Here is a 22516-nt window from a genome sequence, read left to right as displayed (position 1 = left end):
GGAGCGCACGGTTACAGGACTGTCATGTTCTGGCCAGAACTCTGTGAATCCGCCCTGAGCGAAGGGGAATCGGGCGTGTCGGGGTCCGGTTCGTGCACCTCGGGCCGGCGCCGGCGGACGTATCCGCTCAGCCAGGTCAGCGCGGCCACCGCGAGGCCCAGGGCGAGCAGCAGCCAGGAGACCGTGCGCAGGGTGGACGTCAGGGCGTCGTAGACGGCCGCCGCGGCCGGGTGCGAGACGTCGGACGGCAGGTCGGCCAGGGTCAGCGCGCGGCCGACGGTGAGGGCGACGCCGAGCAGGGCGCCGCCCAGGGCCGTGCCCAGCGCGGTCGCGGTGACGGCACGGCGGCGGCGGACGGCCAGCGCGATGCCGCCGGCCGCGAAGACGACGGCCGAGACGGGGAGCCAGAAGCCGGCGACTTCGAGCACGTGGAACCCCTTCCGGAGCCGGTCCAGTTCGGCCGCCGGAAGCACCGCGACGGCCGTGTGCTGGACCGGGATACGGGCCGCGAGCGGCACATGGTCCTGGGTGAGCTGGTCCTTGACCTGGGCGGTGACCGGGGCCAGGTCCACGGTCACCGCCCCCTCGCGCTCGCCCTGCAGCGCGCGCAGGATCGCGTCGTGGGTGGCCCGGTTGCCCGCGTCCCAGGCCAGCCGGAACGCCCGGGTCTGGGTGAAGGAGCGGACCGCCTCGCGCACGAAGGGCGCCACCGTGCCCTGCATCGGCGGGCCGATGTCCACCTCGCGCATGATGCCGTCGCCGACCGTGTCCGCGACGGCGTCCCGGACGTCCGGGTCGTCGGCGAGCGGCGCCATCGTGCTGACGTACTGTCCGGTGTCCGCCAGCCCGTACGCGGCCCAGGCCGCCAGCGCGCCGAACGGCAGCAGCAGGCAGGACAGCGCGATCAGCAGGGCCGACAGGGCGCGCCGAAGACGTACGGGCCGGGGCGGCCGTACGGGCCGCGCGGGCCCGGTGGGCACTGGGGGCACGTTTCCAGGCAAGCCCCTGAGCGCCGGTCAGGCGAGCGGTGCGCCTGCATTCGGGGGCCTCACCGCCTGCATTCGGGTGCCTCACCGGGGACAAGTCGAGCCGAACGGTCCAGCCGAACGGTGGCACGGGGGCCCCGGGTCGCCGCGGCCCCTCGTCCCTCCCCCGGAAACCCTTGCCGCGCCTGGCTCCGGTGGAGGGCTGACCCGAACGGGTGTTTCCTGGTCTGGGAGAAGTCCCCGCCCGGCGCCGCGGCCCGAGAGGCCGCGCACAGACGTCGCCGAGGGCCCGCGAGCGGCCTCGGCGACGGGTGGAGGGACAAGGGGAACGTATGGGCCCCGGCCGCGGTGGCCGGGGCCCATGCGTGCCGCTCGGTACCGCTGCGGGGCCGCTACCGGATCCGGTTACCGGCCGCGTCCTCGTGCGTGTAGAACCGGTAGAACATCAGGATGAAGGTCACCGCCGCGACCGCGAGCGAGATGGCGATGGACGTGAGGACCGAGTCCCCGCTCTGGCTGAACAGGAAGCCGAACGCGATGCCCACGAAGGCCGTCCACACCACCGCGTGCAGCTCCCGCCGCAGCCGTGGGGCCCAGGTCAGCACGGCGAACAGCACCACCGCGAAGACGAGCGCCGTCAGGAAGCCGAACAGCAGGTTCCAGCCGGTGATGGGCCCGCCGCTGCGCCGGTTGGCCGCGGCCCAGTAGCCGTAGATCAGGCCGGTCACGACGGGGATGGCCACCCGGGACCTGGCGTGCGCCTGCGCGCTGAACACGTCGGGCGTACGGCCGCTCCGGGGCATGCCGCCGGACGTGGGTGCCGCTTGAGCCATGAGCGTGCTCCTCTCTCCTCGCCCCCACCCTCCAGAGCACACCTGCGGGTACCCCGTGGCAAGTCGGCCACCCCTACGAAATGCGCGGGATCCCCGCCCGTGTTTCCCTGGCCAGGTGATCGACCACCAGGCCCTGCGGCGGCGGAAGGAGCTGCTGCGGGCCCAGGGCAGGAGCTTCGCCTGGGTGGCGCCGCTGCTTCTGATGGCCGGGATCACGGCGGTCGACCTCAACACCACGGAGCGGTTCCGGATCATCTCCTGGATCGTGCTGGTGCCCGGTATCGCGGCGGCGATCTGCGGGGTCTGGGCGACGGCGGTCCTCGCGGTGCTGGCGGTCCTCGACTACATCGCCGTGGACCACGCCTGGCCGCACCAGTACCAGGCCGGGCTGCCCGACTTCATCCTGGTCGCGCTCGCCGGTCTGCTGGCCATCCTGGCCTGCGCGGTCCGCAAGAACGGCGAACGGCGGATGCTGCACATGCGGGACATCGCCGAGACGACCCGCCGTACCGTGCTGCGCCCGCTGCCGCCGGGGTGGGCGGGGCTGGAGCACGCGGCGGTGTATCTCGCCGCCGACACGGAGGCCCGGGTGGGCGGCGACTTCTACGACATCCAGCCGGGCCGGTACGGCACCCGGGTGCTGGTCGGGGACGTGCAGGGCAAGGGGCTGGGCGCGGTGGAGACGGCGGCGGCGCTGCTGGGCACGTTCCGGGAGGCGGGCTACCACGAGCGGGACCTCGCGACGGTGGCCGACCGGCTGGAGACCCGGATGGTCCGGCACCGGGGCCATACGGTGGCCCTCGGCCACGACGACGGCGACCGCTTCGCCACCGCGGTCCTCCTGGGCTTCCCGCCGGGCGCCTCCGATGTCGTCGAGGTGGTCAACTTCGGCCACGAGCCGCCGCTGGCGGTGAGTTCCGGCGGCGTACGGTCGCTGCCCCCGGGCGGCGGACTCCCCCTGGGCATGGGCGAGTTGCAGCCGACGTCCGGCCCGCCGCCCACCCTCACCGTCACCCTCGCCCCCGGCGAGACCCTCCTCATCACCACCGACGGCGTGACCGAATCCAGAAACGGCGACGGCGAGTTCTACGACCTCCTCCGGGCGGTCTCCCCTACGCCCCCACCCGACCCCTCCCGCCTGGTCGCCCGGATCCGCGACGGCGTACTCCGCCACACCCACGGCCACCTCTCCGACGACACCACGATCTTCGCGATCCGCCGCACCGTGACCCCGTAGAGCCCGCGGCACGGCAGCGCCCCGTCAGGGGCGCGGGGCTGCATTCGACATGCGGCTACCGCCGCGTGGCCGCGACCAGCCACGACGGCGCGGCACTCCGCAACCGGTCGGCAGACCGACGGCGGGCGGCAGCGGCAGTTCGGCACCGCCGAGCCGCACCGACTTGGCTGAGCACCGTCGCGGCGGAAAGACGGAGAGAGAACGGAGAGAGAGGGGACGGTGTCAAGGGGAGCGGGGGCAGGAAGGGTGGTCCGGGGGCGCTCCGGTGGTGGTCGTACCGGTCGTTACCCGGCCCAAACCTCCCCCGTGGCCCCCGCTTTGCAGGCGCAGCGGTTACCGTGCTGACGTAAGTGAAGCCGGTGAACAAAGGGGGAGGGCGCGATGCCCGGAACCGTGCTGCTGCTCGCGGCCTCGCCGAACGGGAAGGGGCGGCTGGTGGACGCGGCCTCCGTGCTCCCCGTGCTCGCGGCCGTGCCCCCGGCGATACTCTCCGGCACCGACACCGCCAACGTGGTCGAACTCGCCGACCCGCTGGAGCCGCAGGCCGTGCTGACCAGGCTGCGGGCCGCCGCGGCCGCCCCCGGTCCGCTGACCCTCTTCGTCACCGGGCAGCTGCACCTGGACCGCAAGCAGCGGCTGCCGCATCTCGCGCTGGCCCGGACCACGCCCGCCACCGTCCGGTACACCGCGCTGCCCTGGCACTGGATCCGGGAGGAGCTGCGGCTGCGGCCGGCCGGCGCCACCACCCTCGTCCTCGATCTGCACGCGGACCAGGAGACCTGGGAGCTGTTGCGGACCGCCCCGCTCGACTCCGGGCGCAACAACGCCGTGCACGGGCGGATCGCCCCGCCGCCCGCCCGGCGGGAGGTGGCGGCGCCGTCGTACATGAAGGCCGTGGCGACCGTGCTGCGCAGCGGGCACCGGCCGCCGCTGGCGCAGTTGCACCAGCAGGTGCTGGCCCGGACCGGCGCGGAGCTCGCGAGCAGCGTGCTGCTCAGCACGCACACCGGCGACGGCGGGGATCCGCACGACGCCATCAGCACGGCCGTGCGGGGCGGGCGGCACGCGGAGGCGGACGAGCTCGCCGCGCGGTGGGAGGAGGCGGCCGCGCGGGCGCACGGGCCCGCCTCCGAGGACGCGCTGCACTGGTCCGAGGTACGGGCCGATCTCGCGATGTTCGCCGGGGACCCGGTGCGCAGCTGCCGGGCCTGGCTGACCGTGGCGCAGGTCCGGCTGGGCGCGGGCCAGCCCGCCGACGCACCGCAGGTGGAGGCCGCCGTGGACCGGGCCCACCACCAGTGGGGGGCCATCAAGGACGCGGCGCGGGCCCGTGAACTCGGGCCCGCGCTCGCGGAGTTGAGGCTGCGGGTGCCGGGCCGCCGGGAGGGTGCCCTGGACCATGTCCAGCAGCACCTCAGGCAGCTTCAGACCAGCTGAGCAGCCGCTAGTTGGTGAAGGTGAAGTACTTCCAGGCGCCGTACGTCGTGGAGTTGACGGTGTCGCCGGAGGAGCCGTTGATGTAGTCGGAGCGGACCCGGAAGCGCCAGCCGACGTCGTCCTTGTGGCTGCCGGTGAACTCGACCTGGGAGAGGCCGCTGCCGGCCAGCCCGAAGTACTGCGAGGTGTCCGAGTACCACTTGCCCTGGTAGTAGACCTGGAAGTCGAAGCGCTGCGCACGGCCGGTGTAGTACGGCATCTTGGTCGTGAACAGCGGGTTCTTGGTCTTGTGGAAGACGTAGTACTTCTGGCCCCAGGCCGACTTCGTCTTGTACTGGCGGCTGACCGCCATGGAGATGCTGACCTTCGCGCCCACCGAGCTGGACACCGAGCGCGGCTGCCAGCGGGCGTCGCCGGTGAACTTGGCGGTGACCTTGGTGTCCCGCTTGAGGTCGAGGACCACGGACAGGTTGCCGTGCGAGTCGACCTTGCCGGACTTCACCCGCTTGTCGGGCTTGTCCGAGCCGAACGGGTCGGCCCAGATCTCCACCGTGCGGTTCTTGTACGTCGTGCCGAGATGGGCCGTGAACTTCACGTCCTTCCCGTACGTGTACACCTTGCCGTTGTTGTTCAGCGTCAGCGTCGGCTTGGCGCGGGAGACGTCGACGGTGTCCTTGGCGGTGCTCGGGCCGTGGTCGGCGTCGCCCGCGTAGGAGACCTGGTAGGTCACCTTGCCGCCGGCGGGCGGGGTGTCCTTGAAGGAGTAGCTCCCGTCCGCCGCGACGGTCACGGCGGGCAGGGTCTTCCCGCCGGGGGTCTCCAGGTCGGTGCGGACGACCGTGACCTGGGTGCCCGCGGGCAGCGCGGCCGCCGAGGAGAGCGTGCCGGTGACCGTGAGCTGCTTGGCGCGGGTCGCGGTCGCCGGGGCGTTCACCGTGAGGGCGGTCGCCGTCTTGCCGGGGGCGTCGTACTCGCGCAGGGAGTACACGCCCTGGCTGTTGGAGGTCACCGCGAACAGGCGGGAGGCGTCCGGCGCCCAGGCCAGGCCCGCGGTGGCGACCAGGTCGGAGCCGCTGCCGCCGCCGGTGTTCGGCAGGTCGTAGCTGCGGACGGCCTCGCTGCTGCCCGGGTGGAAGATGTAGATGTCCGCGTCGTAGGAGGCGTCGCTGCCGCCCGCCACCGTGCCGTCGGGCGCGATGGCGACCGAGTTCGGGTAGTTGACGCTGGTGTACTTGCCGTCCTCGTTGAGGTCGGAGGTCTTGAAGACCTGGTGGTAGTACGGGGCTCCGCTGGCCACCACGACGTCCTTGCCGTCGGGGGTGACCTGGAGGTCGCCGAGGTTGCTGCCGGCGTCCCGGGTGCTCGCCAGCTTGCTCGCGGTGCCCGACGAGACGTCGTAGGAGGCCAGTTCGACCGGGCTCTGGCCGACCGCGCCCGCGACCAGGACGTCGGAGCCGGGTGCGGCGTCCAGGAGCGGCGCCTGGTACCAGCCGCTGTCCTGGCCGAGGGTGACCGTGTGGTCGCCGGTGAGGTCGACCGATCCGAGGTTGCCGGAGGCGGCACCGCCGTAGCCGAACCACAGCTTGCCGCCGGCGAGGGCGACGCTCAGCGGCTTGTCGCCGACCGGGTAGCGGGTGGTCTCGGTGTCCGTCGCGGTGTCGATGACGGCGATGGCGTCCATGTCCTGCACGGCCGCGTAGAGCGTGCCGGAGTCGGCGGACAGTTCGAGGCCGTCGACCCCGGACAGGTTGGTGGTGAGCTGCTTGAGCACATTGCCGGAGTAGTCGGTGACGACGATCTTGCCGTTGCTCGGGTCGCTGAGGAAGACCTGCTGGTGAGCGCCGTCGACGACGATGTCACCGAGCGACTTGACCGGCAGGAGCCCGCTGGTGTCGGCGTAGGCCGGAGTGGCGGCCAGGGCGGCGGAGCTGAAGAGGACGGCCAGAGTGGTGGCGGCCGTGACGGTGCGCATACGCACGCTGATTCGAACCCCCCGGATCGAATGTGAGTGGACGCCACGGGACGCGGCCCACGACTGTGCGAGTCCTCTTGTGTGAGTTCTCTGTGGGCCGCGTGTGGCGGATGCAACGAAGACTAGGTCATGCCACTGACAATCGGCATCCGGGATTCACCGGCGGGGGGATGCACCGGCGGGGGGCGGGAGTTGGTCAGGCGTACGGGTCGAAGGTGATGGCGCTCGGCTTGGCCTTGTTGAGGTGGTCGTCGAACTTCGCGTCCTGGAGCGGGAAGTTCGCGTCGCCCCAGTCGGAGGCGTTCAGGATGTCCCGCAGGTTGGACGCCATGTTCTCCCAGGTGAGCAGGTTCTCCTGGTGCCAGGCGCCGTCGTCGTTCTCCGGGGTCTCGCCCCACTTGGCGAACCGGAAGTCATGGGTGCTCAGGCCGTCCTTGTGGTAGACGACCTCGACGCGCTGGCTGCTCATCGGGACGTCGGCGACCGCCTCCGTCTCGAAGTCGCCGTGCTGGGAGGCGGACAGGTACGACGGGGTGGAGTCGCCCTCCTTGACCCAGACGACGATGCACTCCCAGTCGTGGCGGTGGCCGATGCCGGGGGAGGCCTCGTCCTTCTCGAAGTAGCTGGCGTAGATGGTCCCGCACCAGCCGTTGTTGCACTTGGTCCGCGAGTAGGTGTTGGCGTGGTCGAGGTGGCCGCTGCGGCAGCTGCCGGTGACCGAACCGGTCGGCTTGAGGCCGCCGTTGAGGTTGCCGTCCGGGTCGATGGCGGCGGCCGGGTAGCAGCTGTCCGTGTCGTAGTCGTACAGCGGCTCGAAGTTCTTCTCGTACGCGGTCGCGTTCTCCGGGAGGTTCTGCAGCACGCCCGCGAAGGCGCTGGAGGGGAGGGCGAGGGTGAGCGCGGCGGCGCTGCCCACGACGGCGGCGGCTCGGCCGAGGCGGTGGGTCCTGGTGCGGGACATCGGGGGCTCCAGTCGACGGTCCGGGGCGGTTGGTACGGTCTTTTTCGCCCCGGACATGACATCCGGGTCGGAGAGAGACTGGCGCTCCGAGGCGTGCGATGGAAGGGCTTTCCGTGAAACGGAGGGCGGCATTTCGCCGAACTGATCAACGGGCTTTCACAGGAACGGGCGGGAGCGGTGCTCCTGCCGGAGAGCGCTTGCCGTCGCGGGGCCCGCTAGCGGGTGGCGGTGGGCCGGGCCGCGGCCGGAGCCGGGAAACCGGCCGGGTCGTCGGTCGCCCTGGCCGGACCGGCGTTGGCGGCGATGATGAGCGCGGCGACCGCGACGACGGCCGCGGTGACGCTCCGGAAGTAACGTGCGGTGGGGCGTGCGGATGTGCGTCCGAGCACGGCGACCTCGCAACGACAGGGGCGGGTTAAGCACGTTTAACTCGCGGTTTAACCTAGAGGTAGTCAGAGCTCAACGGCAAGAGGTTCAGGGGGAGTTGGGGGGAGTGGCACCATGCAGGAAAGGGACGACCCGGAGACCATAGGGCGGCGCGTGCAGCAGCTGCGCACCGAACGGGGGCTGACCCAGCGGCAGCTGGCCGAACCGGCCTACACACCCGCCTACATCTCCACGCTGGAGGCGGGCCGGGTACGGGCCTCGGACGAGGCGCTGCGGCACATCGCCGGGCGGCTCGGGGTCGGCTTCGAGGAGCTGGCCAGCGGACGCCCCGCCCATCTCGCCACCGACCTCAGGCTGCGGCTCACCGAGGCCCAGCGCACCCTGGCCACGGGCGCGGCCGAGGAGGCCGCCGCCCAGTACGCCGACCTGTTCGAGGAGGCGGAGGCGCACGGGCTGGCGGTCGAGCAGGCCACCGCGCTGCTGGGGATGGGCGAATGCGCCCTGGACACCGGTGAGTTGGGGCAGGCCAGGGAGTTCTTCGAGCGGGCCGAGCTGTGGACGGCCGACGAACCGCTGCCGGTGCGCGTCCCGGCGATCCGCGGCCGGGCGGTCTCGCACTACCTGGCCGGTGAGCTTCGTTATGCCGTCTACCTCCTTGAGACCACCCTCGACGAACTGAACCGGAGCGGTCTGCACGACCCGGACGCCCTCCTGCTCCTCTACGCCTCCGCCATCGGCCCGTACATGGACATGGGCGCCCACGCCCGCGCCGCCCAGGCCGCCGAACTCGCCCTCGCCCTCGCCCCGCAGGCCGGGGACCCCGCCCTGATCGCCCGGATGCACCGCTCCGTCGCCCGCACCCTGCTCGCCGAGGGCCGGGTCGCCGAGGCCGACGCCTCCCTGGCCAAGGCCGCCGAGCTCTACCGCCAGCTCCAGCTCCGCACCGAACTCGCCAACTGCCACTGGATGCGCGGCTACGTCTACGCCCAGAACGGCGAACTGGAGCGCGCGGAGAGCGAGTTGCGGGACGCCCTCGCGATGCTCTCGGAGACCCGGGCCGCCCTGTACCGCAGCCAGGCCGCCGTCGAACTCGCCGACGTACTGCACCGCCGGGGCAAGTCCGACGAGGCCGCCGCACTCCTCAACGACGTGCTCGGCGACTTCAACTCCGAGCGTGGCGCGGTCCATTCGGCCGCCGCCCACCGGCTGCTCGGCATCATCGCCGAGGACGCCCGGGACACCGAGGCGGCCGAGGAGCACTACGTCCGGGCGCTCAGCCTGCTGGAACGGGCGGGCGCGGCGGGCGACCTCGCCGACCTGTGCCGGCTCCTCGGCGACCTGCTGCGCCGCACCGGCCGGGTGGAGGCGGCCCTGGACGCGTACCGCACGGGCCTCGGCCACCGTACGGCCCCGGGCACCACGACCCTCGGCCCCGCCCCGGCCCAGCCACCACTGTGACCGGCCACCGCTGCCCCTGCCCCTGCCCCTGCCCCTGGCCGGAGCGGCGGATCAGGCCGGTACGTCCGACGGTCGCCGGCAGCGGAGTGGTGTCGATGACGGTGATGCCCTCCAGCGGACCGCCGGTGCCGGTGCGGAAGGCGTAGAGGGCGTCGAGGTCCGCCACGGCGACGGCCACGACCAGGTTGGCGGGGGGCCGGTGGTGGCCGCGCAGAACCGGACGTGCCGGTGGGTGCTGAGGGTCGCCGTGGGCGGTGACCGGCGCGGCCGTGATCCGCCGGTCGGTCTCGTCCGGTGTGTGTCGCATGATCCGCATGACCGGCCGCGCTGATGGCGTACTTTCTGCACTGAGCCGCTCGGTATGACGGCGAAACGGCGATCCGCTCCTAGAACTGTCTCGTCAGCCAAACGCCCGCAGTTGAGGGAGAAGACGATGACCGACCACGGAGCCGACCTGCTGATCCGCGCCGGCGCGGTGCACACCCTGGTGCCCGGCCAGGCCCCGCAGCGGGCGCTGGCGGTGCGCGGCGACCGGATCGCGGCCGTGTCCGCCGACCCGCACGGCCTCGACCACCTGGTGACGGAGCACACCGAGGTCCACGACCTGCCCGGCGCCACCGTGCTGCCCGCCTTCGACGACACCCACACCCACCTGGTCTTCGCCGCGCTCGGTGCCCAGGACGTCCCCGTCCACCGGGCCCGGACCATCCCCGAGTTCCTCGACCTGATCCGGCAGCGGGCCGCGGTCACCCCCGAGGGCGAGTGGATCCGCACCACCACCAACTGGCAGGAACTCAACCTCGCCGAGCGCCGCATGCCCACCGCCGCCGAACTCGACACGGCCACCGACCGGCACCCCGTCCTGGTCAAGCGCGGCGGCCACAACGACGTCGTCAACCACTACGCGCTGCGCCTCGCCGGCCTCACCGAGGACACCCCCGTACCGCCGGGCGGCACCATCGGCCGCGGCGCCGACGGCAAGCTGGACGGCCGGCTGATCGACAACGCCCTGCACCTGGTCGAGCACCTGGTCCCGGCCCCCGACCGGGCCCGGCGCGTCGAGGGACTGCGGCTGGCCTCCCGCGACTACGCCGCCACCGGCATCGGCACCGTCCGGGACTGCGCGGTCACCCCCGAGGACTACGCCGTGCTGCGGGCCGCCCGGGACGCGGGCGCCCTGCACACCCGGGTCCGGACGCTGATCTCGGCCCTCGGCCTGACCAGCGCCGCCCAGGTGGAGGACCTCCTCGACGTCATGGAGGAGTGGCGCGACACCTCCGACCCGTGGCTGTCGGTGTGGGGCGTGAAGTTCGGCCTCGACGGCGGCCTGGAGGCCGGCGCCACCGAAGAGCCGTACGCCTGTGACCACTCCTACTCCGGGATGCTGGTCTGGGAGCCGGACGCGCTGGTCGAGGCGGTCGAGGCGGTGGTCCGGCGCGGCTGGCGGGTCGGCACCCACGCCTACGGCGACCGCGCGGTCCGCACCCTCCTCGACGTCTACGAACGCGTCCTGGACCGCAACCCCGGCCTGCCCGCCGGCACCCTGGTCATGGAGCACGGCGGCCTCGCCGGCCCCGAGCAGCGCGCCCGCGCCGTCGCCCTCGGCATCCCCGTCACCATCCAGCAGCCGCTGCTGCACGACACCGCCGAGGTCGAGGAGGTCTTCTGGGGCCCCGAACGCGTCGCCCGCCTCTTCCCCGCCCGCGGCTGGATCGACCTCGGCGCCCAGGTCAGCGCGGGCTCCGACTTCCCGGTCGGCCGGTTCGGCGCGATGCGCTCGGTGTGGGGCATGACGACCCGCCAGACCGTCATCGGCGTCAAGGGCCCCGAGCACGCGATCGGTTACGACGAGGCGGTGGCCCTGCACACCACCCAGGCAGCCCACCTCACCGGCGAGTCCCACCTCCGCGGCACCCTGACCCCGGGCCGCTGGGCGGACTTCACGGTCTGGGACCGCGACCCGGCGAACGCCTCCGGCGACGAACTGCGTGACCTGATGCCGGTACGGACTGTGATCGGCGGTTCCGTCGTGACCCCGTGAGCGGCAGCGCCCCGACAGGGGCGCGGGGCCGTATGCGATGTGCGGCTCCGCCGCGTGGGCGCGACCAGCCCCCACCGGACCCGCACCCGACACACAGCCGTCTCTCTGCAAACCAACAGCCCCCATCACTAGCGTCCCCCATGTGCAGAACCACCGGACCACCGCCGACGGCCTGCGTCTCCTGACGCGGGCCGTCGTCCACGTGGTCCTCGGCGGCACCGCCCTGCTCGCGACAGCGACCGTCGTCTCCTTCCTGGGCCCGACGCTCGCCCTCGACCTCTACACCCCACCGGTGGCCGCCTGGTGGACCGTGTTCACGGCGGTCGCCGTGCAGGGCGTCCCCTTCCTCCTCCTCGGCACCGTCGTCTCCGCGGCGATCGGCGCCTTCGTCCCGGAACGCGTCTTCGCCCGGCTCCTCCCCCGCAACCAGGCCCTCGCCGTCCCGCTGGCGGGGGCCGCCGGTGTCGTACTGCCGGGCTGCGAGTGCGCGTCCGTCCCCGTGGCCGGCAGCCTGATGCGGCGCGGGGTGGCCCCGGCCGCGGCCCTCGCCTTCCTCCTCTCCGCCCCCGCGATCAACCCGGTCGTGCTGGTCGCGACCTCGATCGCCTTCCCCGGCCGGCCGATGATGGTGCTGGCCCGGCTGCTCGCCTCCCTCGCCGCCGCGGTGGTGATGGGCTGGCTGTGGGCACGGTTCGGGCGCGACGAGTGGCTCCGCCCGCCCCGCGCCGAGCACGGCCCCCGGACCTCCGGCCCCCGCGCCTTCCTCACCGGCCTCCAGCACGACTTCCTGCACGCCGGCGGCTTCCTCGTGCTGGGCGCGGCGGCCGCGGCGACCTTCAACATCGTCGTACCCAGGTCGGTCCTCGACGTCTTCACCGGCTCCGCCTGGACGGCCGTGCCCCTGCTCGCCCTGCTCGCCGTCGTGCTGTGCGTGTGCAGCGAGGCCGACGCCTTCGTGGCCGCCTCGCTCAGCGCCTTCCCGGCGACGGCGCGGCTGGCGTTCATGGTGGTGGGCCCGATGGTCGACCTGAAGCTGATCGCCCTCCAGGCGGGCACCTTCGGCCGGGGCTTCGCGCTCCGCTTCTCCTCGGCGACCTGGCTGGTGGCCCTGTCCTCGTCCGTCCTGGTGGGCTGGTGGCTGCTGTGAGGCGGTACGGCGGCCCGGTCCTGCTCTGCCTCGTCGGCGCGGCGGCCCTGCGGATCACGCTCTTCGGCGACCTGTACCTCCGCTACGTCCAGGCCGCCCTGCGCCCGTACCTGATCGCGTCCGGCATCGCCCTGATCCTGCTGGGCGTCACGACGGCGGTGCTGCGGACCCGTACGCACACGGACCCCGAGGACGACGACAACGCCCCGGCAGAACCGGCAGAACCGGCAGAACCGGCAGAACCGGAAGATGAGGCCCACGGTCACCACCACGGCCCCGCCGGCCCCCGGATCGCCTGGCTGCTCACCCTCCCGGCCCTCGCCCTGCTCCTCTTCCCTCCCCCGGCCCTCGGCTCGTACAGCGCGGGGCGCGAGGCGGCGCAGCGGGCCGCGCAGGGCGTCGGGACCTTCCCGGCGCTGCCGGCCGGGAACCCGCTGGAGCTGACGCTCGCCGCGTTCAGCTCGCGGGCGATCTACGACAGCGGGCGGTCGCTGACGGGTCGTACGGTCCGGATGACGGGCTTCGTCACGCACGGCGCGGACGACGGCACCTGGTACCTCACCCGGCTGATGGTCACCTGCTGCGCCGCCGACGCCACCACCAGCAAGGTCGAGATCAGGGGCGAGGACGCGCCGCCCACGGACACCTGGGTCACGGTGACCGGCACCTGGCACCCGAAGGGGAAGCTCGGCTCGGACACGGCCTGGCCGCCGGTGCTGGACGCGGGCTCGCTGAAGACCGTGCGGCAGCCGTCGGACCCGTACGAGACGCGGTGAACTAGGCCTGCGCCCGGCCCCGTTCGCGTACCTGGGCGAGGCGCTGGACGCCGATGCCGAGGGCCTGCTCGGTGGTGTCGTCCGGGAGGGTGCCGAGGGCGCCGGCGGTGAGGACGATCGCGTCGTCGCCGACCCGGACGACGGCGACGTCGACGGTGAGGGTGGTGGGATCGTCGTTCGGGGAGGCCTGCGCGGTGACGGTGACCCGCAGCCCCTGGCGGGCGTCGCCGACCTGGGGCAGTCCGGCGTCGGTGACCCGGACGGCCGTGGTGCCGGCCCCGGTCGTCTGCGCGGCGAACTGCCCGCAGACACCGGGCAGCGTCCGCAGCCAGGCCAGGGTCCGGTCCACGTCGGCGGCGCGGCTCGCGTCGACCTGGTAGCGGAGCTGGGCCTCGTCGTCGCCGTCGTCGAGGACGGCGACGGCCTGCGGGCCGGCCGGGGCGCCGAGGAGTTCGTCGGTGTACAGCGATTCGAGCAGACGCTGGCACTCGGGCTGTCCGGTGGCCGCCTTCAGCAGGCCGTCCCGCCAGGTCGCCGTGCCGTCGGTGGCCGTCCACGGCACCCCCAGATCGGCCTCGCCGATCAGCGCGGCCTGCGCCTGCTCGACGGTGAGCACCGGGGTGCCGGTCGCGGCCGCGGGGCCGGTCGGGGCGGGCCGCTCGGCAGCCGTCGCGTTCGCGGCCGGGGCGGAGCCGGGACCATCGGCCTCCGGCGGCCCGGCGGCCGTACACGCGGAAACGGCCGCGAGAAGACCGGCGACGACCAGACCGGAGGCGGTGACTCTCATGACGGGACCTCCCCGGGAGCAGGCGAGCAGCGGAACGCGAACCCTCACACCCCCACGCCATCACCCCCCGCCCCCACCGACCACCGCTCCGGTCCGTCCGGGTGAGTCCCGCGCGTCGCGGGTGGATCAGGTGAGGGTCGCTGCCGCTCTGCGGAGTTCTTCGAGGGCGTGGCGGGCGAGGGTGGGGAAGGGCTGGTGGTTCGTGGGGGTGGTCCAGTGGGTGAAGGCGGTGGCGAAGGCGCGGACGGCCAGGCCGGCGGCGAGGGTGGCGGTGGGGTCGGGGATGCCGCGGCGGTGGAGGGCGTCGGTGGCGGTGGCCGCGAGGTTGAGTTCCTTGAAGGCGAGGCGTTCGCGTAGTTCGGGGTGACCGGCGATGACCGCGCTGAGGCGGGGGGCGAAGGCGCGTTGCTCGGGGGTGAAGGAGGCGGTCAGGGCGTCCAGGCCCGCGGCGACCGCCTCCAGCGGGGTCGCGGACGCGGGGGCGCCCTCGATGCCCTCCGTGAGGAGGCGGCCGTGCTCCTGCTGGCCCGTGAACAGCACCTCGCGCTTGTCGGGGAAGTGCCGGAAGAAGGTCGTCTTCGTCAGCCCGGCCCGTTCGGCGATCTGGGCGACGGTGGTGCTGTCGTATCCCTGCTCGCCGAACAGGTCGATCGCGGCTTGTACGAGGCGCAGTCGCGCGTTCGGTTCCCATCGGGCCATGAGGACACTCTAAGTGATGTGACTCGGTACCGTCACGGTGCTACGGTGACGGTACCGAGTCACATCACTTTCTTCTCGCTCTCGGGAGAGTCGTCATGCGTGTTTTCGTCACCGGCGCGGGCGGTCACATCGCCTCCGCCGTCGTTCCCGAACTGCTGCGGGCCGGGCACGAGGTCGTCGGCCTCGCCCGGTCGGAGAACTCCGCCGCCGTGGTCAAGGGGTTGGGCGCCGAGGTGCGTCGCGGGGACCTGAACGATCTGGACGGGCTGCGGGCGGCCGCCGGCGACGCCGACGCCGTCGTCCATCTCGCCTTCGACCACACGGCCATGGCCGCCGGGGACATGGCCGGTGCCGCGGCCACCGACCTGGCCGTGGTGCGGGCCTTCGGGGAGGTGCTCGCCGGGACCGGCAAGGCCCTCATGGGCATCGGCATGGGGCACGGGGACGGCAACGAGCACCTCGGCGAGGCGTACGCGGCCAATCCGCGGATCGCCGCGGGGCGCCTGCTCGGCGAACTCGCCGGACAGGGCGTGCGCACCGTGCTCGTCGGGATCCCGCCGGTCGTGCACAGCACCCGGGACCGGAGCGGGTTCCTGCCGACGCTGATACGGATCGCGCGGGCCAAGGGGGCCTCCGGCCAGGTCGGGGACGGTACGAACCGGTGGTCCGCCGTGCACACGCTGGACCTCGCCCGGCTGTACCGGCTGGCGCTGGAGAAGGCGCCGGCGGGCGCGGAGCTGCACGCGGCGGCCGAGGAGGGGGTCGAGGTACGGGCGATCGCCGAGGTGGTCGGGCGGCGGCTGGGCGTGCCGGTGGAACGGATCCCGGACGAACGGGTCGCGGAGCACTTCGGGTTCTTCGGGGCGTTTATGACCCTGGACGTGCCGGTGCGCAGCGGGCGGACGCGGGAACTGCTGGGGTGGGAGCCGACGGAGGCGGGGCTGCTGGCCGATCTGGAGGAGGGCCACTACTTCGCGGAACAGTGATCGGGGGCCCGGGGAACTGGGGGGACTGGGAGGACTGGGGGCGGCTTCGGGCGCGCGGTGGCCGGTCGCGCCCGCGTCGCGGTGGCCGCATATTGGTACGGCCCCGCGCCCCTTTAGGTTGGCTGCCTTGCCGCCTGTCGCGAAGGAGCCCCCATGTCCGGTCAGCCCGTCCCCGTGATCATCGACTGTGACACCGGTGTCGACGACGCTCTCGCCCTGCTGCTCGCCGTGCGCCACCCGGGGCTGGAGCTGCGGGCGGTGACCTGTGTCGCCGGGAACACCGACGTGGACGGGGTGGTGCGCAACACCCTGACCGTGCTGGAGCGGGCGGGGGCCGGGGACGTTCCCGTCGCGCGCGGGGCCGAGCGGCCCCTCCTGGAGGCGGCGCGGTCGGCCCGGCATGTGCACGGGGCGGACGGGATGGGGGACCTCGGGCTGCCCGCGCCCACCCGGCGCCCCGCCGACATCGACGCCGTCGGCCTGCTGCGGCGCGAGATCCTCGCCTCGCCCCGCCCGGTCACCCTGATCCCCACCGCGCCGCTCACCAACATCGCCCTGCTGCTGCGCACCCACCCGGAGGTGACGCGCAACATCGAGCGGATCGTGTTCATGGGCGGCGCGGTCGCCACCGGGAACGCCACCCCGGTCGCCGAGTTCAACGTCTGGCACGACCCCGAGGCCGCCGCGATACTCCTCACCGCCGGGGTGCCGATCACCATGTACGGCCTGGACGTCTTCCAGCGGGTCGTGGTGCCGGGCGCGGAGGTACGACGGCTGCGCGCGAGCACGGAACCGGGCGCCCGGCTCGCCGGTGAGCTGCTCGCCCACCGGCCCGCCGCCCCCGACCCGGACGCTCCGGAGAACGACGACGCGGCCGGCGGCCTCGGGGACGCGGGCGCGGTGTGCGCCGTCGCCGATCCGGACGGTCTCACCACCCGCCGCCTGCCGGTGGAGGTCTCGCTGGCCCCGGGGCCGACCCGGGGCCAGACGATCGTCGACCGGCGGCCCCGCCCCGGCGAGGCCGAGATCCACGGTGGCACACGTGAACAGGCCATGGTGGACGTGGCGTTGGATGTGGACGTCGAGCGGTACGTGAAGCTGTACCTGGAGACCGTAGGAGGAGCGCAGGGGTAAGAAGGGGTAGGAGAGAAGCCGGTTGGCGGGCCTGGCTCACCACTACCTACACGTGTGCCCCAGCCGTCACGGACGGCTGGGGCACACGCGTACACGCATCGCGTCCAGGAGGGACTAGGCGCGGGTCGCCTTACGACGTCGCGTCGCGACGACGATCGCGCCGCCGCCGGCCAGCAGCACGGCCGCGCCGCCGGCCAGGTAGCCGGTGCTGGAGCTGGCGCCGGTGTGGGCGAGGTCGCCGCCGCCGCCCGAGTCGGTGCTCGGGGCGGCCGCCGGGCCGGTCGTCGAGTCGGACGGGGAGGGGGTGGCGCCGGCCGTCCCGGTCTCCGAGGACTCGGAGGGCGCCGGGGTCGTGGTGTCCGAGGCCGGCGGGGTCGACGACTCGGCCGGGGTCGACTCGGAGGCGGAGGCCGACGGGGACGGGGACGGCGAGGACGACGACTCGCTCGTCGAGCAGTCCTTCGTGCCGCCGTTCCAGGAGGCGATCAGCTTGTCCTTGATGACCGCGTGGTCCGGGCCGGCCGGCAGGTCACCGTGCTCGAAACCGTCGTTGGCGTCCTTGTCGCCGTCGAACTTCGTCGCGCCCCGGTAGAGGTCGATCTGCGCGAAGCAGCCGGCGTCCGGCACCGCGATGTCGAGGGAGTCGGTCTGGCCCTGCTTGACCGTCACCGAGTCGAAGTCGACGAAGACCTGCTGCCCCGAGGTGGCGAAGGTGGGGCCGTGGGCGATGTAGGAGGCCAACGAGGCGGTGCAGCTCGTGGCGTCACCGGCGGCGCGGACCTTGAGGTGGACCTTGCCGTCGTCGGTGACCTTCAGGTTCTGGTCGTCGACCTTCACCGAGTCGTAGAAGTTCGAGCCGTCGATCGAGAACTGGCACTTGTCCGTGCCGGTCTCCGTGCCGGCTCCGGTGCCGGGGCTGTAGTGGCCGCCGGACTTCCAGCCGTCACCGCCGGGCGTGCCGTGCGCCCAGGCGCCGGACGCCCCGGCGACGGAGACGGCACACAGGGCGAACGACGCGACGCCGGTCCCCAGCAGGCGGCGCGCGGTGACATGTCTGGCTATGGACATGGATATCCCATCGTGAAGGCTCGCGGAATGCGAAGAAGCACTGGGCCCATTGGTCACATGCGCCACAGCGTGCGCCCATGGTCGTCGGGCGCGCCGAACCCTGTCAACCTGCGGTGAAGCAAGGGGCGTTGGGGGCTCATCACAACTCCCTCACACAGGGAACGATCCCCTCCGGGCGGTGTGAAGGTTCCCTTTCGCGGCATTGTGGACAGGCTTCTGGTTGCTGTCTTCCCGCTTCTCCGCTTCTCCGCCCGACCGGTGTCACTCCGTCCGAAAGGAACGCGCGTGGTCGACCTCTCCTCCAGGAACCCCGACTGGTGGCGTCAGGCCGTGATCTACCAGGTGTATCCGCGCAGCTTCGCCGACGCGGACGGCGACGGGCTCGGCGATCTCAGGGGCGTCACCGAGCGGCTTGCCCATCTGGGCGCGCTCGGCGTGGACGCCCTGTGGCTCAGCCCGTTCTACCCGTCCGAACTGGCCGACGGCGGCTACGACGTCGCCGACCACCGGGACGTCGACCCGCGGCTCGGCACCCTGGACGACTTCGACGCGATGGTCGCGGAGGCGCACCGGCTGGGCCTGAAGGTGATCGTCGACATCGTCCCGAACCACACCTCGCATCTGCACCCCTGGTTCCGGGAGGCCCTGCTCGCGGGCCCCGGCTCGGCGGCCCGGGAGCGCTACGTCTTCCGGCCGGGGCGCGGCGAGCACGGTGAACTGCCGCCCTCCGACTGGCAGTCGGTGTTCGGCGGCAGCGCCTGGCGAAGGGTTCCGGACGGCGAGTGGTACCTGCATCTCTTCGCCGCCGAGCAGCCCGACCTGAACTGGGCGCACGACGAGGTCCGCGCCGACTTCCGCACCACCCTGCGCTTCTGGTCCGACCGGGGCGTGGACGGCTTCCGGGTCGACGTGGCCCACGCCCTGGTGAAGGACCTCGCCGCACCGCTGCGGGACGTGGCGGAGTTCGGCGCCACCGGCGAGGAGGCGCTGGAGCGTGTCCCGCCCGGCACCCACCCCTACTGGGACCGGGACGAGGTGCACGAGATCTACCGGGACTGGCGCACGATCTTCGACGCCTACAGCCCGCCCCGCACGGCCGTCGCCGAGGCCTGGGTGCCGGACGCCCGCCGTGCCCTGTACGCGCGCCCGGACGAACTGGGCCAGGCCTTCAACTTCGAGTATCTGCAGACTCCTTGGGACGCGGGTGCGCTGCGCGAGGTCATCACCGGCTCCCTCGCCACCGCCCGCGCGGCCGGCGCCTCCGCCACCTGGGTGCTCTCCAACCACGACGTCGTCCGGCACGCCTCCCGGCTGGTGCTGCCGCCGGGCACCGACGAGAACGCCTGGCTGCTCTCAGGGGGACGGGTGCCGCGGACCGATGCCGCCCAGGGGCTGCGGCGCGCCCGCGCGGCCACCCTGCTGATGCTGGCGCTGCCCGGTTCGTCGTACGTCTACCAGGGTGAGGAACTCGGCCTGCCCGAGGCCGCCGACCTGCCCGCGCCGGTCCTGCGGGACCCGATCTGGGAACAGACGGGCCACCTCCGCAAGGGCCGCGACGGCTGCCGGGTGCCGCTGCCGTGGACGGCGACCGGTCCGTCGTACGGCTTCGGGTCCGGCGGTGCCTGGCTGCCGCAGCCGGAGTGGTTCGCGTCGTACGCGGTGGAGGCGCAGGCCGGCAAGGAGGGCTCCACGCTGGAGCTCTACCGCGGCGCGCTGCGGCTGCGCCGCAAGCTGCTCGACGGCGAGACGCTGACCTGGGGCGAGGCGCCCGAGGGGGTCCTGCACTTCGCCCGGTCGGAGGGCTGGCGGTGCGTCACGAACGTGTCGCACGCGCCGGTGCCGCTGCCGCCGGGCGAAGTACTGCTGGCCAGCGTGCCGTTGCCGCTGGACGGCACGCTGCCGCCCGACACCACGGTGTGGCTGGGCGCCTGAGTCAGGCGGTGGGGCTGGGGGCCGGGGTCGCGCCGGTCCCGGCCCCGGTGCCGACATTCGCACCGCTGCCGTTGAAGCCGCTCTCGCCGGGCAGGGCCGGCGGGCTGGTCGTGCTGTTGACCGGCGGGGTGAGGACCACCTGGGGCTGGCCCGCGGCCGGGGGCGGCGGGGTCAGGTCGGTGGCGGGCAGCTTCGGCGGGGTCGTCTCCTGGAAGAGCACCGACGGGAAGTCGACCAGGCCGGTCTGCTCCATCACCGTGATGTGGTCGAGGACCGTGGCGTTGGCCTGGTCGGCCAGGATCCGGACCAGGGTGTTCCGGGTGGTCGAGCGGATCTTCGCGATCGTGTTGAAGATCGAACCGTGCGTCACCCGCAGGATGTTGGCGAAGTCCGTGTCGAACTTCTTGCCGGAGTCCGCGCTCAGGGTGTTGACGAACCCCTGCTGCTGCGGCGAGGGCAGGTCGGGGATGGTGATGTTGAGCATCGGCGCGATCTTGCGGCAGCTGGCGTCCAGCGCCGCGTGGCCGTCGATCAGGTGCTTGCTCGCGGTGATGACCGCCTGGGACTGGCCCTTCTTCAGGCCGAGCTGCCCCACGGGGTACTCCCAGAGCCCGGCCGCCCGTACCTTCACCACGAAGTCCCGGTCGCCCTCGGTCAGTGGGCCCCATTGGGTGTTGGCGATGATGCGGTTCGTGTCGCTGGACACGGTGTTCAGGCCCAGCATGCTCGGGTAGGCGAGTGCGACGAGGGTCATGCTCAGGGCGCCACCTACGAAGAGCGTTCCCGTCGCGTTCCGCGAAAAGCGCACTGGTGCCTCCTGCCGGTCGGGGGTCCCGCGCAGGGGCGGGGGGTCGGACGCCGATGAATACGGATGGGGATGCCACCGGGAACCTTTTGGTTTGGCAAAGAACTTGTGAGGCTCTGCTCTGCCGGAGGCCCTTTCCTGCCATGACTTGGCCAGGGGACGGTGATGATTTCCCCTGGTGGGAGTGGTCATGACAAAGAGGCGGACTAGCTTCGCCGCATGCCCCCACAGTCATCCCCCCGCGTCCCGCGCCTGCCCAACGGAGCGGGCCGCCGGGGTCCCGCCGCGCCCCCCGCCCTGCCCGTGCTGCCCTACCGCAAGCCCACCAAGGGCCGTGACTACTGGGTGTTCGACGACGTCCTCCCGGACGCGGACGCCGTACGCGAGCGGTGCCTGGCCAAGGACGACTGGGTCCAGGGGTACCCGTACACCTCGGAGACCTGGCCCGGGCTGCGCACCATGCCCGGCCTGGAGCCCGCCGAACTCGCCGTCGTGGAAGGGCTGGTGAGGCAGGCGACCGGCGCCGGGAAGCTGTGGGTGCAGCAGGCGCCCGGCGGCGGCACCCTCAACCACAACTGCGTCCAGGTCGTCGGCGAGGGCGAGAGCGAGCCGCGCCCGCACACCGACTCGCGGGCGCTGTGCCGGTACGCGGCGGTGCTGTATCTCAACCCCGGGGTGGCCAAGGACTGCGGCACCGCCTTCTACCGCCAGTCGCTGCCCGGCGGCCGGCTCGGCGGGAACATCGTGCAGGCCCCGCACAACAACCTCGTCGAGGCCCTCGGCACGCGGTTCGTCCCGGGCGACCACTTCGAGGAGGACGTCCGCGTCCCGCACAAGTACAACCGGCTGCTCCTCTACAACGCCAACCTCGTGCACAGCGCGACCGGTTACACGGGCAGGACGCTGGAGGAGAAGCGGATGACGGCGGTCTTCTTCTGGATGGCGTGAGCGGACGGACCATGCCCCGGGTTCTGTAACAGCGGGCGTGACACGAACACGACGGGCCCGTGACGGCGATCTCCGAACTTCCCCGCCGGGAGCCGCATCGAAAGGGGTGTCCGGCAGAGAGCCGGGGAGATCACCACCGCTGGGGGACCCCATGTCGCACCTTCGCAACCGCCGCCCGCACCTGCGCAAGACCGCCGCCGCGCTGACCGGTGCCGCCGCGCTGATGGCCCTGCTCACCGCGTGCAACGGCACCGCGAGCGGCTCCGTCAGCGCCGACGGCGGCTCGGCGGCCCCGGCCGCGGGCGACTCCACGACGGCGTCCGGCTCGACGGGCGGTGCGAAGGGCGGCTCCGGCACCGGGTCCGGCACCGGCAGCACCTCGGGCTCGTCGGGCACCTCGGGCTCGTCCACGTCGGGCGGTTCGTCCACCTCGGGTGGCTCGTCCGCCTCGGGTGGCTCGTCCACCTCCGGCGGCTCGGTGCCCGCCTGCCAGGCCTCCCAGCTCGACTACTCGTGGGCGAGCGGCGACGCCGCCGCGGGCGCGGTCAAGGGCGACCAGCAGGCCGTCGTCGTGGCGCTCACCAACAAGAGCGGCCACACCTGCACGCTGTACGGCTTCCCGGGCGTCGACCTGGTCAACAGCGGTAAGCAGTGGTCGCTCCAGCGCAGCGGCGCCACCCCGCAGCGGGTCACCCTCGCCAACGGCACCGCCGCCCACTTCACGATCACCTACCTGGAGTCGGACGACTCCGACGCGTTCAGCCCGAGCACGGTGGTCATCACCGCGCCGAACCAGCGCACGTCGTACGACCTGCCCTGGCAGGGCGGACCCATCGTGCTCCAGGACGGCGCGACGCACCCGGGGACGTACGTCGGCCCCGTCACCCGTTAGGCGTAATCCCCGTGGTGGGGGTACGAGGGC

20 protein-coding genes are annotated in these 22516 nt (G+C 72.9%); 11 read left to right on the top strand and 9 right to left on the bottom strand.

Translation table 11 applies throughout. The features are described 5' to 3' along the window. Nucleotides 1-11: 11 nt before the first annotated feature. Nucleotides 12-980 carry a hypothetical protein gene (locus tag ACGFZS_RS09085; protein WP_393794873.1) on the bottom strand — a complete coding sequence of 323 codons (969 nt, stop codon included), beginning with the start codon at nucleotides 978-980 and terminating at the stop codon, nucleotides 12-14. A gap of 398 nt (nucleotides 981-1378) precedes the next feature. Further along, nucleotides 1379-1819, bottom strand: coding sequence for a hypothetical protein (locus ACGFZS_RS09080; protein ID WP_393794558.1), 441 nt, complete (start codon nucleotides 1817-1819; stop codon nucleotides 1379-1381). 115 nt (nucleotides 1820-1934) lie between these two features. Here ACGFZS_RS09080 and ACGFZS_RS09075 point away from each other — a divergent pair, with 115 nt between their 5' ends. Together ACGFZS_RS09075 and ACGFZS_RS09070 are read left to right on the top strand one after the other, a co-directional pair. Then, nucleotides 1935-3056, top strand: coding sequence for a PP2C family protein-serine/threonine phosphatase (locus ACGFZS_RS09075; protein WP_393794557.1), 1122 nt, complete (start codon nucleotides 1935-1937; stop codon nucleotides 3054-3056). A gap of 381 nt (nucleotides 3057-3437) precedes the next feature. Beyond that, nucleotides 3438-4493, top strand: coding sequence for a hypothetical protein (locus tag ACGFZS_RS09070; RefSeq protein ID WP_393794556.1), 1056 nt, complete (start codon nucleotides 3438-3440; stop codon nucleotides 4491-4493). A gap of 7 nt (nucleotides 4494-4500) precedes the next feature. On the opposite strand, the gene ACGFZS_RS09065 is transcribed toward ACGFZS_RS09070, so the two are convergent. From ACGFZS_RS09065 to ACGFZS_RS09055, 3 genes are all read right to left on the bottom strand, one after another. Beyond that, nucleotides 4501-6471 (bottom strand): Ig-like domain repeat protein, encoded by a 1971-nt coding sequence (locus ACGFZS_RS09065; RefSeq protein ID WP_393794555.1) that lies wholly within the window; start codon nucleotides 6469-6471, stop codon nucleotides 4501-4503. A 190-nt stretch (nucleotides 6472-6661) separates the two neighbouring features. Further along, nucleotides 6662-7426, bottom strand: a complete 765-nt coding sequence (locus ACGFZS_RS09060) for an NPP1 family protein (protein WP_393536283.1) — start codon at nucleotides 7424-7426, stop codon at nucleotides 6662-6664. A 215-nt stretch (nucleotides 7427-7641) separates the two neighbouring features. Beyond that, on the bottom strand, nucleotides 7642-7815 hold the full coding sequence (locus tag ACGFZS_RS09055; protein WP_393794554.1) for a hypothetical protein: 174 nt from the start codon (nucleotides 7813-7815) through the stop codon (nucleotides 7642-7644). A 112-nt stretch (nucleotides 7816-7927) separates the two neighbouring features. Here ACGFZS_RS09055 and ACGFZS_RS09050 point away from each other — a divergent pair, with 112 nt between their 5' ends. From ACGFZS_RS09050 to ACGFZS_RS09035, 4 genes are all read left to right on the top strand, one after another. Beyond that, nucleotides 7928-9271, top strand: coding sequence for a tetratricopeptide repeat protein (locus tag ACGFZS_RS09050; RefSeq protein ID WP_393794553.1), 1344 nt, complete (start codon nucleotides 7928-7930; stop codon nucleotides 9269-9271). Nucleotides 9272-9704: 433 nt separating this feature from the next. Continuing rightward, on the top strand, nucleotides 9705-11312 hold the full coding sequence (locus tag ACGFZS_RS09045; protein WP_393794552.1) for an amidohydrolase: 1608 nt from the start codon (nucleotides 9705-9707) through the stop codon (nucleotides 11310-11312). 142 nt (nucleotides 11313-11454) lie between these two features. After that, nucleotides 11455-12459 carry a permease gene (locus ACGFZS_RS09040; RefSeq protein WP_393794551.1) on the top strand — a complete coding sequence of 335 codons (1005 nt, stop codon included), beginning with the start codon at nucleotides 11455-11457 and terminating at the stop codon, nucleotides 12457-12459. Then, nucleotides 12456-13235 (top strand): TIGR03943 family putative permease subunit, encoded by a 780-nt coding sequence (locus ACGFZS_RS09035; RefSeq protein ID WP_393794872.1) that lies wholly within the window; start codon nucleotides 12456-12458, stop codon nucleotides 13233-13235. Before ACGFZS_RS09040 ends, ACGFZS_RS09035 begins: the two co-directional genes overlap by 4 nt. A 1-nt stretch (nucleotide 13236) precedes the next feature. On the opposite strand, the gene ACGFZS_RS09030 is transcribed toward ACGFZS_RS09035, so the two are convergent. Both ACGFZS_RS09030 and ACGFZS_RS09025 read right to left on the bottom strand, forming a co-directional pair. Next, the gene (locus tag ACGFZS_RS09030; protein ID WP_393794550.1) at nucleotides 13237-14022 is read right to left on the bottom strand and encodes a hypothetical protein; all 786 of its coding nucleotides are present in this window, start codon (nucleotides 14020-14022) and stop codon (nucleotides 13237-13239) included. 126 nt (nucleotides 14023-14148) lie between these two features. After that, nucleotides 14149-14721, bottom strand: coding sequence for a TetR/AcrR family transcriptional regulator (locus ACGFZS_RS09025; RefSeq protein ID WP_393794549.1), 573 nt, complete (start codon nucleotides 14719-14721; stop codon nucleotides 14149-14151). A gap of 95 nt (nucleotides 14722-14816) precedes the next feature. Between ACGFZS_RS09025 and ACGFZS_RS09020 the strand changes: the two genes are divergently transcribed. Then, nucleotides 14817-15707 (top strand): SDR family oxidoreductase, encoded by an 891-nt coding sequence (locus ACGFZS_RS09020; protein WP_393794548.1) that lies wholly within the window; start codon nucleotides 14817-14819, stop codon nucleotides 15705-15707. Nucleotides 15708-15860: 153 nt separating this feature from the next. Beyond that, the gene (locus ACGFZS_RS09015) at nucleotides 15861-16841 is read left to right on the top strand and encodes a nucleoside hydrolase (protein ID WP_393794547.1); all 981 of its coding nucleotides are present in this window, start codon (nucleotides 15861-15863) and stop codon (nucleotides 16839-16841) included. Between the two features lie 114 nt (nucleotides 16842-16955). On the opposite strand, the gene ACGFZS_RS09010 is transcribed toward ACGFZS_RS09015, so the two are convergent. After that, nucleotides 16956-17909, bottom strand: a complete 954-nt coding sequence (locus tag ACGFZS_RS09010) for an LAETG motif-containing sortase-dependent surface protein (RefSeq protein WP_393794546.1) — start codon at nucleotides 17907-17909, stop codon at nucleotides 16956-16958. 285 nt (nucleotides 17910-18194) lie between these two features. Between ACGFZS_RS09010 and ACGFZS_RS09005 the strand changes: the two genes are divergently transcribed. Continuing rightward, nucleotides 18195-19841, top strand: coding sequence for a glycoside hydrolase family 13 protein (locus tag ACGFZS_RS09005; protein ID WP_393794545.1), 1647 nt, complete (start codon nucleotides 18195-18197; stop codon nucleotides 19839-19841). A 1-nt stretch (nucleotide 19842) separates the two neighbouring features. Here ACGFZS_RS09005 and ACGFZS_RS09000 read toward each other — a convergent pair whose 3' ends face one another. Next, nucleotides 19843-20595: a DUF4142 domain-containing protein gene (locus tag ACGFZS_RS09000; protein WP_393794544.1), complete on the bottom strand. Its 753-nt coding sequence runs from the start codon at nucleotides 20593-20595 to the stop codon at nucleotides 19843-19845. A 270-nt stretch (nucleotides 20596-20865) separates the two neighbouring features. Between ACGFZS_RS09000 and ACGFZS_RS08995 the strand changes: the two genes are divergently transcribed. Beyond that, complete coding sequence (locus ACGFZS_RS08995; protein WP_393794543.1) at nucleotides 20866-21594, top strand: DUF6445 family protein; 729 nt, start codon at nucleotides 20866-20868, stop codon at nucleotides 21592-21594. 151 nt (nucleotides 21595-21745) lie between these two features. Further along, nucleotides 21746-22486: a DUF4232 domain-containing protein gene (locus tag ACGFZS_RS08990; protein ID WP_393794542.1), complete on the top strand. Its 741-nt coding sequence runs from the start codon at nucleotides 21746-21748 to the stop codon at nucleotides 22484-22486. Nucleotides 22487-22516 lie beyond the last annotated feature (30 nt).

The organism is Streptomyces sp. NPDC048288, from assembly GCF_043201555.1.
Taxonomy (GTDB): Bacteria; Actinomycetota; Actinomycetes; order Streptomycetales; family Streptomycetaceae; genus Streptomyces.
The sequence above is the reverse complement of the archived record's forward strand: the minus strand, read 5'-3'. Positions and strand labels throughout refer to the sequence as shown.